The organism is Streptomyces sp. NPDC058086 (genome assembly GCF_042885015.1).
Classification (GTDB): Bacteria; Actinomycetota; Actinomycetes; order Streptomycetales; family Streptomycetaceae; genus Streptomyces.
In genome coordinates, this window is sequence record NZ_JBHVST010000002.1 from 16,532 (window position 1) to 30,748 (window position 14,217).

General features: G+C 70.9%; 9 protein-coding genes and 1 pseudogene. 1 reads left to right on the forward strand and 9 read right to left on the reverse strand.

Annotated elements, in window-relative coordinates:
* Position 1: 1 nt before the first annotated feature.
* From ACFVWD_RS01615 to ACFVWD_RS01640, 6 genes and pseudogenes are all read right to left on the reverse strand, one after another.
* Positions 2 to 3,868 (reverse strand): lipopolysaccharide biosynthesis protein, encoded by a 3,867-nt coding sequence (locus tag ACFVWD_RS01615; protein ID WP_389593274.1) that lies wholly within the window; start codon positions 3,866 to 3,868, stop codon positions 2 to 4.
* Positions 3,861 to 4,661: a polysaccharide deacetylase family protein gene (locus tag ACFVWD_RS01620; RefSeq protein WP_389593275.1), complete on the reverse strand. Its 801-nt coding sequence runs from the start codon at positions 4,659 to 4,661 to the stop codon at positions 3,861 to 3,863. The genes ACFVWD_RS01615 and ACFVWD_RS01620 overlap by 8 nt, the downstream gene beginning before the upstream one ends.
* Before the next feature lie 43 nt (positions 4,662 to 4,704).
* Complete coding sequence (locus tag ACFVWD_RS01625; RefSeq protein ID WP_168507689.1) at positions 4,705 to 5,721, reverse strand: glycosyltransferase family 2 protein; 1,017 nt, start codon at positions 5,719 to 5,721, stop codon at positions 4,705 to 4,707.
* A complete protein-coding gene (locus ACFVWD_RS01630) occupies positions 5,718 to 6,536 on the reverse strand; it encodes a glycosyltransferase family 2 protein (RefSeq protein WP_351699134.1) in 819 nt (272 codons plus the stop codon). Before ACFVWD_RS01630 ends, ACFVWD_RS01625 begins: the two co-directional genes overlap by 4 nt.
* 412 nt (positions 6,537 to 6,948) lie before the next feature.
* Positions 6,949 to 7,377, reverse strand: a complete 429-nt coding sequence (locus tag ACFVWD_RS01635) for a hypothetical protein (RefSeq protein ID WP_389593277.1) — start codon at positions 7,375 to 7,377, stop codon at positions 6,949 to 6,951.
* 219 nt (positions 7,378 to 7,596) lie between these two features.
* Positions 7,597 to 8,130: pseudogene (locus ACFVWD_RS01640) on the reverse strand (S8 family serine peptidase); the annotation flags it as partial.
* 108 nt (positions 8,131 to 8,238) lie between these two features.
* Between ACFVWD_RS01640 and ACFVWD_RS01645 the strand changes: the two are divergent.
* Positions 8,239 to 9,045: an SGNH/GDSL hydrolase family protein gene (locus ACFVWD_RS01645; RefSeq protein WP_389593278.1), complete on the forward strand. Its 807-nt coding sequence runs from the start codon at positions 8,239 to 8,241 to the stop codon at positions 9,043 to 9,045.
* Between the two features lie 7 nt (positions 9,046 to 9,052).
* On the opposite strand, the gene ACFVWD_RS01650 is transcribed toward ACFVWD_RS01645, so the two are convergent.
* The 3 genes from ACFVWD_RS01650 to ACFVWD_RS01660 all read right to left on the reverse strand — a co-directional run bounded on the left by ACFVWD_RS01650 (position 9,053) and on the right by ACFVWD_RS01660 (position 14,175).
* Positions 9,053 to 10,708 (reverse strand): protein kinase, encoded by a 1,656-nt coding sequence (locus ACFVWD_RS01650; protein WP_389593279.1) that lies wholly within the window; start codon positions 10,706 to 10,708, stop codon positions 9,053 to 9,055.
* 84 nt (positions 10,709 to 10,792) lie between these two features.
* The gene (locus tag ACFVWD_RS01655) at positions 10,793 to 12,571 is read right to left on the reverse strand and encodes a sulfite exporter TauE/SafE family protein (protein WP_389593281.1); all 1,779 of its coding nucleotides are present in this window, start codon (positions 12,569 to 12,571) and stop codon (positions 10,793 to 10,795) included.
* Positions 12,568 to 14,175 carry a tetratricopeptide repeat protein gene (locus ACFVWD_RS01660; protein WP_389593282.1) on the reverse strand — a complete coding sequence of 536 codons (1,608 nt, stop codon included), beginning with the start codon at positions 14,173 to 14,175 and terminating at the stop codon, positions 12,568 to 12,570. Before ACFVWD_RS01660 ends, ACFVWD_RS01655 begins: the two co-directional genes overlap by 4 nt.
* Between the last annotated feature and the right edge of the window lie 42 nt (positions 14,176 to 14,217).

Genomic DNA, 14,217 nt, shown 5'->3' on the forward strand with positions numbered 1-14,217 from the left:
CCTACTTCATGGTCAGGAACCGCTGCACGAGCGAGGCCAGCAGCACCGCCAGCAGCGGCAGCGAGAACCAGAAGCTGCTCTGCAGCCACCGCAGCTGCCGCACACTCGGCCGCACCGCGACCCGTACGACCTCACGCGCCGCCAGCATGATGATGAGCGCCACGGCCGCCAGCGCGCCGACGACCGACCACGGTGTCCAGGTGATCAGGGGACCGATCGGCCCGGGAGCGGGCTCGAGCACCTTGCCCGCGGGCTGCTTGCGCAGCGCGTACATCGTCACGTCGTCGTTGACGAGGACCTTCTTCAGGTCCTGCCGGTCGTCGAGGTTGCGGATGAGCCGCGACTCCCAGGTCGCCGAGTAGCCCACGTCCATCTGGAGGTAGACCACCTGGCTGCGGTTGATCATGAGGTACGAGTTCGGTCCGGCGTCCTTGAGCGACTTGACCAGCCCTGACACCAGCACCGGGTCGCTCGGCGCCAGCGTCGGCACGTACTGCACCTTCTCCATGTCCCGGGTGCCCCACGGCATCGCGGGCGTCACGTTGTTGACCGTGTCGTTGCTCAGCCACAGCAGCCGTACGGTCGGCTTGTCATGCGCGTACACGTAGTTCATGGCCGTGACCTCGCCCGGCCGGATGCGCTCGAAGGACTCGTTGCCCCAGCGGGCCACCAGGAAGCCGCCCATGAGAAGCAGGCCCGCCATGAGCGCGGCCAGCGGGGCGAGGCTCACCCGGTCCTTCTCCCGTTCCTTCGCGGTGACACCGGTGCGCGGGAAGAGGGCGAGCCCGGCCAGCAGCGCCGCCCCCGGCAGGGCGAACATGAAGACCCGCAGGGCCATCTCGCCGCCGTACGACTGCATGCCGAAGCCCAGGAACGGGACGAAGGTGAGGACGATCAGCGACCGCTCGCGGTACTTGTGGTCGCGCCGCCGCCACCAGCCCCAGCAGGCGAAGGCCATCACACCGCCGGCGAGCAGCACGCGCGTGTAGAGGACGAGTTTGTGCGTCGAACTGCCGCCCTGGATACGGCCGGAGACGGAGGTCGACACATTGCTGCCGACGCCGCCGACCCCGCCGAACAGGTCGTTGAAGTGCCCCGACCAGTAGGGCTCGGCCATGAAGCCGATCCAGACGGAGACCAGGACGGCGAACAGGATCGGCAGCCCGCGCAGTTCGGATCGGCCGACGAGGACGAGGACCGCGAGCACGCCGAGCATCACGAACGGGGTGAGCTGGTGAGCAGGGACGCTCGCCGCGAACAGGCCGATCAGCACCATGAGGAGCACGGCCCGCTGGCGCCGGTCGGCCGGCTCGACCTCCGCCTCGCCCGGGCGCGCCTTCGCCCACAGCACACGCGGCGCCCGGAACCACACCAGGAGGATCGCCACGAAGACGAGGTAGAGGAGGTAGGTGAAGCCCTGCGGGGAGAAGTAGTCCTGGCCCACCCAGCCGCTCAGCACGAAGATCCAGATGCCGGTCCACTTGGCGCGCCAGCTCGCCCGCATCGAGCGCACGAGCAGGAACATCGGGGCCAGGTAGAGCAGCTGCATGGTCAGCGGCCACCAGCGGATCACCTCGGTGAGGTCGCTGACACCGCAGGCCTTGGCGACGAACGCGGCCCCCGCGAAGAAGCCCGGCCAGCTCCAGCGGGCGTCCAGGTCGGGTACCGCGGAACCGGTGCGGTCGATGTAGTCGATGAAGCCGAGGTGCTGCCAGGCGGTGGCGAACCGTGGCTCGGTCTCGATGACCGCGGGGAGCGCGTGCAGGGAGATCACGGTGGCGAGCAGGGTGATGAGCAGCAGGCCCTTGTGCTCGCGGTTCATCCAGAGCAGCGAGGCGAAGACCGTGATCAGGAGGGCCGCGCCCACGAGGGTGGGCAGCGGCAGGACGGAGATGAGGCCGAGGCCGCCCATCTTGTCGAGGGAGGCGTCGTCGAGGCTCAGTGCCGGGACCCAGTAGAGGAGCAGTGCGGAGATCAGGAGGAAGCCGAGGAGCACGCCGGGTTTGGAAGGGTGTCGTAGGCGGTCGCGCAGGGTTGGTGGGGGTGGGGTTGTGTCGTCTGCCGGCTGCGGGTCGGTGGTGGCTGGTCGCGCCCACGCGGCGGAGCCGCTTGATGTCCCGCCCCGCGCCCCTGTCGGGGCGCTGTCCGAACCGTCTGTTTCGAAGGGAGCGTCGACTTCCGGGGCCTCCGCCGGGCCCAGGGAAGCCTCCGAGCCCGGCTCCCGCGCCTCCACGGGCAGCCCCACCGAGGGCAGTTGCGGCTTCAGCGCCCAGGTCGGGCGGTGGTCCGGGCGTGCCTTGGGTGTGCCCGTGGGTGGGGTGCCGGGGCCCGGGCGGACGTCCGGGCGGCGTTCCTGGTGGTCGAAGTCGACGTGCACGCCGAGGGCGAGGGTGTCGGAGTCGAGGGCCCAGGCGGGCCCCCGCTTCGCCTCGCGCGGATTGGTCGCGGCCACGTCGCGCGCGCCGAGGTCGGCGAGGTCCCCGTCCGGCGCCGCGCCCGCCGGGAGTTCGGCGGGCGGCGCGGTCCGTACGATCTTGAACAGCTTGGGCGCGGCGATCGACACGATCACCGCGAGGCTGGAGATCTCCGCGACGCCCGCCCCGGTCAGGCCCATCCGGGGCAGCAGGATCACCGTCAGGCCGAGGACCAGGACGCACAGCAGGCCCTGCAGATAGGCGAGTCCGGAGGTACGGCTCTGGGCGCGCAGCACCGCGAAGTACGTCTCCATGACGACCCGCAGCAGCGCGCCGACCGCGAACCAGCGCAGCAGCGGGGTCGCCGCGTGCGCGTAGCCGTCGCCGAAGATGTGCAGGATGAACGGTGCCCCGACGAACAGCAGTCCGCACACGGGCAGCATGATCCGTGCCATGCGCTTGAGCGCGGCCCGGGTGTTCGCGGCGAGCCGCGCGGGGTCGTGCGAGCCCTCGACGGTCAGCGAGGCGCCCATGTTGATGGCGAGCAGGTTGACCGTGCCGCCGATCGTCGTGGTGATGTAGAAGTACGCGTTGTCGGCCGAGCTGACCTGCGAGGCGACGATCACCGGGACGAGATAGACCACGGCGAGCGAGAAGAGCGAGCCGGTGTAGTCGCCGGCCAGGAAGCGTCCGACCTCCTTGAGCGTGGGCGGGTTCGCGCGCTCCTCGGTCGCCTTGATGTGCCGGGGGACCAGGCGCCGGAAGACCAGCAGGCCGAGCGGTACCACCGACAGGGCGATCGCGGCGACCCAGGAGACGAAGACGCCCGTCGTCGGGATCGCGGCGGCGAGTGCGACCAGCAGTGCCAGCTTCACCGCGGAGAACACGGTGTTGCCCACCGGCACCCAGAGCGCGCTGCGCAGGCCGGTCAGCACGCCGTCCTGCAGGGTCAGCAGCGACCAGGCGACGACCGCCAGGATGAAGCCGAGGCCGTTGAGCGAGCCGTGCAGGAAGCGGTACGAGGGTCCCCATGCGTTCAGCGTCAGCAGGAAGACCACGGCGGCCAGCGCCACGACCACCGAACTTCCCGCGTACGTTCGGAAGATGAGGCGTCCGGTGGCGCGGCCCGCGACGGGGATGAAGCGGGCCAGGGCGCCGGTCAGGGTCACCGCGGTCAGGCCCGCCAGGAGCTTCATCGCGGCGATCGCGGCGGAGCCCTGGCCGACCGCGGCGTCGGAGTAGTAGCGGGCGGCGACCAGCCAGTAGCCGAGCCCGAGCACCGCGGAGATCCCGGTGTTGAGCATCAGGGCGTAGGCGTTGCGGAAGAGTTGGTTGCCTCCGCCGCCGCCGTCCTTGCGACCCCGGCCGGGCAGGCGGAGGCGGCGCCCGGTCCGCTGCTCGGGCGCCTCGGCGGTGGGCGATGAAGCCTGGGCTGTGGTCGTCGTGTCAGACACGGGAACGGATGGCCTTCCGGCGGACCTGTCGTGCTCTTCGGACCATGGCGTACCCCTTGGTGAGGGCGCGGTCCCGGACGAAATTGCGGGCGATCGCGCGGCCCTCGACGAGCCGCTCGAACTCCTCGATACCGGTGTTGCGGCGCACGGTCACGCGTTGCAGGGCGTACGGGCCCTGGTGGCGGCGCGCCAGGCCGTTGCCGACGGCGAGCGACTGGGCGAAGCCCGTCTCCCGCACCGCCTGGCGCACCCGGCGGCTGGAGTAGCCGTAGGGGTACGCGAACGAGGCCGGGCGGGTGCCCAGCTCGTCGGCGATGATCTCCTTGCAGCGCAGCACCTCGAACCGCAGCGCGTCGTCGGAGAGCTGGTCCAGCTGCGGATGCGTGTGGCTGTGCCCGCCGATCTCGACCTGCTCGGCGGCGAGTTCGCGCACCTGAGCCCAGCTCAGCATGGCGTCGAGGCCGCCCCCGGTGTCGTACGCGCCCTTGATCCACCCCGTCGAGACGAACAGCGTGGCGGCGAAGCCGTGTTTGGCCAGCACGGGCAGCCCGTGCCGGTGCACGCCCTCGTAACCGTCGTCGAAGGTGATCAGCACGGGTCGCTCCGGCAGCGGTCCGCCGGACCGCCAACTCGTTGCCAGCGCCGCCGTGTCGACCGGGGTGAACCCCTGGTCCCCGAGCAGTGCCATCTGCTCGGCGAACGCCTCGGGCCCCACGGACAGCTCACGCGTCGCGTCATTGGGCGCGGCGGCGATGGAGTGGTACATGAGGATGGGTACGGGAGTGTCGTTCATGGGGCCGCCACACCTCCCGCGACCCGCGGGGGTCCTCCTGTGGTCATGCCGCCGCCCCCTCGCGTCCCGGACCGCTCCCGATCCCGTTCTCGATCTCCGCCACGGTGAACGTGGCGCCGCCCCTGCGGGCCCGGACGCTGCCGAGTACGTACCCCCCGGCCGCCGTCAGAACACCGGCCACGATGGCGCCCGCCCGGCCCGCGCCGCCCGGGCGGGCGAGCAGGGCGTCGCGCAGTCCGCGAGCCACCCCGGCGGGCAGGACGCGGGTCGTGTAGCGGCGTTCCGACTCGAGGCCCTTGTCGGCGCCGACGCTCCGGGCGACCAGGGCCTTGGAGAGGCCCTCGGCGTAGGCGCGGGTGCGGAAGTACGCGAAGTGCTCGCGTGGTTCGGGTACCCGGTGGTGGATGACCGCGCGGTCGTCGATCAGCAGGATCGCGTCCGGGCGGGCACGGGTGAGGCGGATGCACAGCTCCGTCTCCTCGCAGCCCAGCGGACGCTTGTCGCCGTCGCGGCCGATGCCGGTCGCGAAGCCGCCCGCCGCATCGAACGCCGTACGACGGAAAGAAGCGTTTCCGCCCAGGACGTTGCGGACCTGGACCCGGCCCGGCGGCAGCCCCTTGTACGTGCAGCCCACCACCCAGTCGAACTCCTCGGGGAACCAGGCGGGCCGGCGACCCGACGCCCAGATCGGCATCGTACGGCCGCCGACGGCCATGACCCGCGGGTCGGCGTATCCCGAGGCGAAGTGGCGCAGCCAGTCGCGCTCGGCCACGGCGTCGTCGTCGAGGAACGCGATGATCTCGCCGTGCGCGACGGCGATCCCGGTGTTGCGGCCCGCGGACAGGCCGCGCGGGCCCGCGTTGGCGAGCACCCGTACCGCGTCGGTCTCCTTGTACTCCCTGCTCAGCCGGTCGAGCAGGGTGGCGTTGTGGTCCACGACGAGGAGCGTCTCCAGAGCGGGCAGCGACTGCGCCCGCACCGAGGAGACCGCCGCGAGGATGTCCTCCCAGCGGTCCTCGGTGTAGACGCAGATCACCACAGAGATGTCGGGACTGCTCAAGACACCTCTCCCTGGCCCGAGTCGAGCTGGGCGGCGTGCGGCCGACGGCGCAGAGCACGCCGGTTGGAACGCTCACCCATGATCACCTTGAGCACCCGGAACCCGTCGCGCACGGCCCGCAGATTGCTCGTGCCGTGGATGCGGAGGTACTCGTGGCTGGGTATCTCCTGCACCTTGAGCCCGGCCTTGACCACCCGGATGTTCATCAGGGTCTCGACCTCGAAGCCGGTGCAGTCGAGTTCGATCTGGTCCAGGCAGTGCCGCCAGAACGCGTTGTAGCCGTAGCAGAGATCGGTGTAACGGGCGCCGAACTTGGCGTTGACGGCCGCGCACAGCACTCGGTTGCCCAGCTTGCGGATCGGTGTCATGTCGGAGGTGCCGCCGCCGTTGGCGAACCGCGAGCCCTTGGCGAAGTCCGCCCCGGACACCAGCGCGGACACATACGACACGATCTCGTGGCCGTCGGCCGAGCCGTCCGCGTCGACCATCACGATGATGTCGCCGGTGCACGCCTCGAATCCGGTGATCAGGGCGTCGCCCTTGCCCTTTCCCTGCTGCTCGACGACCTTGACGTCGGGCCACAGTTCACGGGCCACCTCGACGGTGTCGTCGGTGGAATTGCCGTCGACAAGAACCACTTCGTGTATCCAGGCGGGAAGGGTCTTGAAGACGTACGGGAGATTCTCCGCCTCATTCATGGCGGGAATCACGACGCTCACCGGTGGCGCTATGGCCAGGTGAGAGGAGATCGGCCGGTATTTGCCGGCCATTAACGGATCTTCGCCCGATACGGCTGGGCGCAGGACTGAGCTCATGAGTCTGGTCCCTCTCGTCCGGTGGACCGCCCGCCCCTGGGCGGTCCGGCTTTTAGTCCGGTTCGAAAGGGGGGTTCTCACTTACGGCATGACGAAATGGATCTCCGTGCATGCCGGGTGAGCTGGCAAAGCTGGCCGATTCCGAAGGCGGAAGTCCGAAGACGGAAGCCCGAGGACGGAATTCCGGATGCGGAAACCGGTCGCGCGGCACGACTCGGCACAAGTGTGGTCACCGAGCACGGCACCCCCCTACCGCGCCCCGCGCCGAGCCCTCTTCGCGATCTTGAGCCCTCCCCTAGATCGCATGTGCATGAGGGTCCGATGCGGGTGAGATGTATGACGGTATTGACGATTGCGCCCATATGGCAAGGCCTGGAACGACGCCTCACGTTTTTGTTGGTTTGGCCGTTACCTAACGACTCGAACGGATTTTCCCCATCCGCTTGCGTATTCGCCGTACCACCGTCAGCAGGAGAACAAGAGAGCTGATCGCCGTCACGGCCACGATTCCGCCATGGACCGACCACCGGTGCACCGCCAGCATGCCCTGGGCGACGAGGAGGTCGACGGCGATCGCTCCCGCGACGGACACCACCGTGCGGGCGAAGGGATCCAGCCCGCGCAGCGCGGCCCCGATGGCGGCTCCTGGTGCGGCCAGCAGGAAGAAGAGCGTGAACGGGGCGCGCAGGGAAGAGCTCACGTCGGCGAGCGCGAGTACCGCGCCGACCCCCGCGACAGCCACCGCCATGCCCGCGAGCAGCGGGACCAGGTCCCTCCCCGGATCCTGTCCCGACCGCTTGTCGCTGTCTGATGAAGGTGACTTGATGCCTATGGTCTGCATTGGCGACTTTGCCCCCCGACGCGCCGGATGCCGGGCTTCAATGTCGCGCAGCGGGCTGGGGGCCGTCAAGATGCTGTGGGCGCTCATGGGGGCTTCTTGGGCCACTTCAAACATGCGGCGCGAGTGTTCACCGCATGTTCCCCGGAGCGCCGGCCGCCTCCGGGGAACTGTGTTGCGGGTCAGGCGAGTTGGGGCGTCACGGGACGATCTCCCCGGGTGTCACGGGACGATCTTCAGCAGCCGGTTCGGAGAGCCGGAGCCCGGGCTGGTGACCTTGCCCGTCGTGGCGCCGTTCACCAGTGCCGTGGCGACCTGCGCCGGGGTGGCGGAGGTGTGGCTCGCGAGGTGGACGGCGGCCGCGCCCGCGACGTGCGGGGTGGCCATCGACGTACCGGAGATGGTGTTCGTGGCGGTGTCGCTGGTTTTCCAGCCCGCCGTGATGGAGGAGCCGGGGGCGAAGAGGTCCAGGACGGAGCCGTAGTTGGAGTAGCTGGCCTTGGCGTCCGTGCTGGTGGTGGCGCCGACCGTGATGGCCGCGGCGACCCGGGCGGGTGAGTACGAGGAGGCGTTGGCGCTGCTGTTGCCCGCCGCGACCGCGTACGTCACGCCGCTCGCGATGGAGTTGGACACGGCCGTGTCCAGCGAGGTGGAGGCGCCGCCGCCGAGCGACAAGTTGGCGACCGAGGGACCGCTGTGGTTGCTGGTCACCCAGTCGATGCCCGCGATCACGCCGGCGGTGGTGCCGGAGCCGGAGCACGGGCGACGGCGGTAGGGGCCGAAAAGTCTTGGCATGGACACTTCCTGTCAACACGCGTAGCTGCTACGACAGTTGTGGCAGAGATCCTGCTAAAGGGAGGTTCCATGAGACGTTCCCGAATTACGGCATACGTGACCTCACTCCTCCTCGCCGTCGGCTTCGCCCTCACCGGGGCCGCGACGGCGCAGGCGTCCGGAACCGCCGCGGCCACCGGCTATGTGGCCCTCGGCGACTCCTATGCGTCCGGTGTCGGCGCGGGCAGCTACATCAGCTCGAGCGGCGACTGCTTGCGCAGCACGAAGGCGTACCCCTACCTCTGGGCCGCCGCCCATTCACCCTCGTCCTTCGACTTCACGGCCTGCTCGGGGGCCCGTACGGGTGATGTCCTGGCGAACCAGCTGGGCCCGCTCGGCTCCTCCACCGGCCTCGTCTCTCTCAGCATCGGCGGCAACGACGCGGGCTTCGCGGACGTCATGACGACGTGTGTGCTCCAGTCCGACAGCGGCTGCCTGTCCCGCATCGCCACCGCCAAGGCCTACGTCGACTCCACGCTCCCCGGCCAACTCGACTCCGTCTACTCCGCGATCAGCTCGAAGGCGCCCGCCGCCCACGTGGTCGTCCTCGGCTACCCCAGGTTCTACAAACTGGGCGCGACCTGCCTCGGCCTCTCCGACACCAAGCGCGCCGCGATCAACGACGCGGCCGACTACCTGGACAGCGCCATCGCCAAGCGCGCCGCCGACCACGGCTTCACCTTCGGCGACGTCAGGAGCACCTTCACCGGGCACGAGCTCTGCTCCGGCAGTGCCTGGCTGCACAGCCTGAACCTGCTGAACATCACCGAGTCGTACCACCCGACCGCGGCCGGCCACTCCGGCGGCTATCTGCCGGCCTTCACCTCGGCGGCCTGAACACCCCTCACGGGGACGTGGAAGCGGAGGCCTCGTCCGACGGGGTCTCCGTCACGCATGTCACCGAGAACGGCACCGAGTTGGACGTCGTCCGGACGGGGCCCCGGACCTCCACGCTGATCTCGTTCTGGAAGATCCCGCTCGCGTTGTACGTCGTCAAGAAGATCGACTTCTGCTTGGTCCTGCCACCGTCCGACGAGAACGACAGGGTCTTCCAGCCCGGGTCGGACACCTCGCCGGTCTTCAACACCCAGCGGTACTCGACGTCCACCGGTACACGGCCCACCGTGAAGGTCGCCGTGAAGGTCGGCGCCTGAGCCTGGGACGGCGGGCAGGAACCGGAATAGTCGGTGTGCGCACCCGCGACCGTCACCTGCACGGACTGGGCCGGCGGCGAACTCGTACGAGCGCTGCTCGACGGACTGGCCGAGGGAGTGGAACCGCCGGGCGCGGCGCTGTTGCTCCCACTCTTGCTCGCGGACGGCGAACTCCCGCCGCCGGAGATGCTCTTGGTGCCACTTCCGCTGCTGTCGTTGCTGCTCCCGCCGCCGTTGTCACGGTTCACCAAGGCGTACGTCAGTCCGCCCAGCGCGAGTGCGAGCGCGATCACGCCCGCGATCACGGCGGCGGCCGCGCGCCGGTTGCGGACGGGTTCCGTCGAGGTGGGGGAGTCGTTGGGCGGCGGGTAGGGCGTGTAGCCCGGCCGCGGTCCTTGTGGACGGGTCCGGGACGGCGCCGTGGGAGGCCCGAATCCCGGCGGCTGCTGCGCGGGCTGGGAGAACGAGGAGATCGTCGGCGACTGGGCGGTCGGGGACGGAGGTCCCGCGGCCGGGGAGCCGCCCGCGGCGACGAGCCGCAGATCGCTCTCGGCCTGCGCGGCGCTCAGCCGCTCGGCCGGGTCCTTCCTCAGCAGACCCTCGATCACGGGAGCGAGCGGCCCCGCGCGGCGCGGCGGCGGCAGCGGCTCGTCGACGATGGCCCGCAGCGTGCTCAGCGGGGTGTTGTGACGGAAGGGCGAGTTGCCCTCGACCGTCGCGTACAACAGGACCCCGAGCGACCACAGATCGGACTCGGGCCCGGGCGTACGGCCGAGCGCCCGCTCGGGGGCGAGGAACTCGGGCGAACCGATGACCTCGCCCGTCATCGTTAGCGCCGAACTGCCCTCGACCGTCGCGATACCGAAGTCCGTGAGGACGACCCGGCCCTCGTTCGACAGCAGCACGTTGGCCGGTTTCACATCGCGGTGCAGCACCCCGGCCTCGTGCGCGGCCCGCAGGGCGGAGAGCACCTCGGCGCCGATGTCGGCGGCGCGCTGCGGCGACTGCGGACCCTCGGAGTCCAGCAGATCGGACAGGGCGATGCCGCGCACGAGCTCCATGACGATCCAGGGGCGGCCGTCCTGCGTCGCCACGTCGTACACCGTCACCACATTGCGGTTCGCGACCCGGGCCGCGGCCCACGCCTCGCGCTCCAGCCGTGCGTACATCCGCTCCACGTCGTGCGCCGGGATCCCGGCGGGCGCACGGACCTCCTTGACGGCGACCTCGCGGTGCAGCACCTCGTCACGGGCGCGCCACACGGTCCCCATACCGCCCTCGCCCAAGGGGGAGAGGAGACGGTAGCGGCCCGCGATCACACGTTCACTGCCCGGCTCTTCGGACACGGGTGTCCCCCATTCGTATCCGCTGTGCATCCGCGTGCTGTCTCTTCGCGATGTCTCTTCGCGTGATTTCTCCACAAAAGTAGCTCAGCCGAGTGCGGATGCCGCCCCCTTGAACACCAATCCAGCCCCAAGGGCGACGACGATCAACGCCGAGCCCAGGGGGGCGGTCCTGCGGATCAGGGCCGCGGTAGGTCCCCCGGCCCACCGGGGACGCTTCGCCAGCGCCCGGTTCATCCCGTCGTTCAGCTTGACGACGGCGAATCCGGCCGCCGTGAGTGTCAGGGCGAGACCGACGCCGTACGCCAGGACGAGAAGTAGGCCGAACCACGCCTGTCCCAGCGCCGCCGCGCCCACCAGGACGACCACGGCGGAGGGGCTGGGCACGAGTCCGCCGGCGAATCCGAGCAGGATCGTGCCGCGGAGGGTGGGGGCCACCTCGTGGGTGTGGGTGAAGCCGCCGTGGGTGTGTTCGAGGGTGGGGGAGACGGCGTGGTCGTGCGAGTGGTCGTGCGAGTGGGGGTGGGGGTGCGCGTGGTGGTCGTGGTCGTGGTGGTGGCCATGGTCGTAGTCGTGGTCGTGGGAATGTCCGCGCTCGTGCCCGTGTGTGTGCGGCTTGCTGTCCGCCGCTGCCGTCGCGGCGGAGGCGTGGGCGTGGGCGAGCGCCAAGGGGCGTTCGTGCTCTTCGGCGTGCTCGTGCTCGTGCTCGTCAGCGTGGCTGTGCGCGTGGTGGTCGTGGGGGTGGTCGTGCGCGTGTCCGTGGGCGTGCCCAAGCCCGGGTCGCCGCGGCCGGTTGCGCCAGGCCCGGCGTACGAGCGTGGCGCCCGCGAAGGTCACCAGGACGCCGCTGGCCATGCCGAGCCACGCGATCACGGAGGGCGCCGCGGCCGAGCCGGCCGTCACCAGGAGGCCGAGCGCGACCACGCCCAGGGTGTGGGTGACCGTGACGGAGGCGGCCAGCGGCAGGACGTCACGCAGCCCCGCCTTGCCGCCGCGCGCCGCAGCCGTCGCGGCCATCAGGGTCTTGCCGTGACCGGGCGCGAGTGCGTGCATCGCGCCCAGGAACACGGAGATGACCAGGGCCAGCGCGGCGAAGCCGACGGTGAGGTGATGGCGGGCCACCAGGTTGTTCAGCGCCTCGGTCCAGCGGTCTGCGCCCCGGGGCAGTACGGAGGCGCCGGGAGCCTCCGTCCGCTCCTCGGCGAGGGCGGGGCCGCCGGGGCGTATCCGCAGGGACGCGGTCGCGGTGTCGGCGGGGGAGGAGAGCAGCGCCTTGGGGTAGCTGGTCAGTTCGTGCGACACCGACTTGGCCGGTACGTCCGAGGCGGTGAGCGTCATCCGGTCGCCGCGCGCGGTGATCTCGCGCCAGCCGGGTCCCCGGTCGGCCCCGGCGCTGTGGAAGCCGAGGGAGACCATGCCCTGCTTGGGCAGCGCGGCCGTCAACCGGCACTCCACGCGCAGGGTGTTGAGCCCGGCCTGCCCGGGGCGCAGCTTCGCTCGGCTCGTGGCGACGGAGAGCGCGGCCGGATGTCCGTCGACGGTGACCTTGCTGCCGGTCGCTGCCGTCTCGCAGCGCTGCCGGGCCCAGTCCGTCATACCGAGCTTCTTCAGGTCGGGCTTGGCCTGGGTGGCCGGGATCTCGGCGAGGTCCTCGACATGGTCGACGCGCAGCTGCCCGGGGGCGGCGACGAGTCCGTCGTAGCGGTTGACGGTGAAGTTGCCGAGCGGATGCGCGCTCGCGGCCCCGGTGGGGACGAGGACGAGGGCGCAGGCGGCGGTGAGGACGGCCGCGCAGGAGGCGAACAGCCGACGCGACCTCCCCTGCGGGGACTTCGCCCGCCGACCGCGCGTTCGAAGGGGCCTCACTTGTCCTCCCCCAGAGCCTTGCGCGCCGCACGGGCACCCAGGGGGGAGAAGCCCGCGTTCAGGTCGAGCGCCGACTTCAGCGAGGCGCGGGCCTCCTTCTCGTGACCGGTGGCGCGCTCGATCATGCCGCGGTGGTAGAGGAAGGACGCGTTGCGATAGCCGGTGGCCGTGGCCTGGCGGGCGTACGGCAGGGCCTCCTCGTCGCGGCCGTTGACGTGCAGCGCCCAGGCGAGCGCGTCCGCCGTGTGCACGGTGTGGCGGCGGGCCCACTCGGCGCGGGCCGCCTTGAGCGCGTCTGCCCGGTTGCCGTGGTCGGCGGCGGCGAGGGCGGTGTCCAGGTCGGCGTTGACACCGTAGGAGTGGGCCAGCGAGACCCAGGCGGTCACCAGGGCGTACTGGTCGCGGGCCTTCTGCGCGTCGCCGGCCCGGCCGCGCGCCTCGTACAGCTCGCCGAGCTCGACGAGTGGTTGGGGGAGCGGATAGCGCTCCACGACCTGTTCCATGCCCTTGATCGCCGCCGCCTGGTCGCCCTTCGCGGCCTGGGCGCGGGCGCGGCCCTCGAGCGCGGGGAGGTAGCTGTCGTCGGCGGCCAGGGCTCGGGCGTAGTACTTCAGCGCGGAGTCGTAGTCGCCCTGGTTCCAGGCGAGTTGGCCGAGCGCCGCCGCCACGTACGAGACGTCGCCCCGGCTCGTCGCCGTGTCGAGCGCCTGCTGAAGGACGCGGCGGGCGGTCTTCACATCGCCGCGCAGCTCGTGGACGTAGGCGTACCGGGTGAAGACGGGGACGCCCGGCCGGCGCGAGTCGGCCAGGTCGGCGGCCTTCGAGGCGTCGGCGTAGCGGCCGAGTTCGACGAGCGCGTCGATACGGGAGGAGAGGGCGCGCTCGCTGTACGGGTTCTCCTTCAGCACCTTGTCCGCGTAGGTCAGGGCGCCGGTGAAGTCGTGCCGCGCCGCGGCGAGGGCGGCGCGGCCCGCGAGCGCCGACTCGTTGTCGGGACGCAGCTTCAGGGAGCGGTCCAGTGCCTGCTGCGCCTGGGGGTAGCGAGAGGGGTCGCCCTTGGTGCGGGCCTGCTCGACGTAGGCGAGTCCGAGGGTGGCCCAGCTGTCGAAGTCCTTGGGCTGGGTGCGGAGATGGGCCTGCAGCGAGGTGATGCTGGCGTCGAGGTCCCCGCCGGCCAGCAACTCCGGTGACACGGCGCCGCTGGTGGCGGCGACCGCGGTGCCCGAGCCGTCCCGCAGGGCCCCGACGATCACGGCCCCGGCGGTGAGAGCGAGCGCCAACGAAGCGGCACAGAGGCCGAGTTGGGCCGCACGCCAGCGGCGTGTCGAGGCGGACACCCGCCGGACGGCGGCGACGCGCTCATCGGCCGCGGGCGGCTGGTCCTCGGGTTCGGGCAGGTGGTCTTCGGCCGCGGGCTGCTTGGCTTCGGGTTCGGGCAGGTGGTCTTCGGCCGCGGGCTGCTTGGCTTCGGGTTCGGGCAGGTGATCCTCGGCCACCGGCAGCTCGGCTTCGGGCTCGGAAGCGTCGTGCGGAGGCTGTGGGTCGGCCGTCGTCACCTCGTCGGGCTCGCCCTCCGGCGCGCTCTCGTTCGTACGCGGGGACATGCCCTCTCCTCAAAGTCCTTGGGGTGAACGGTCGTCGTGGGG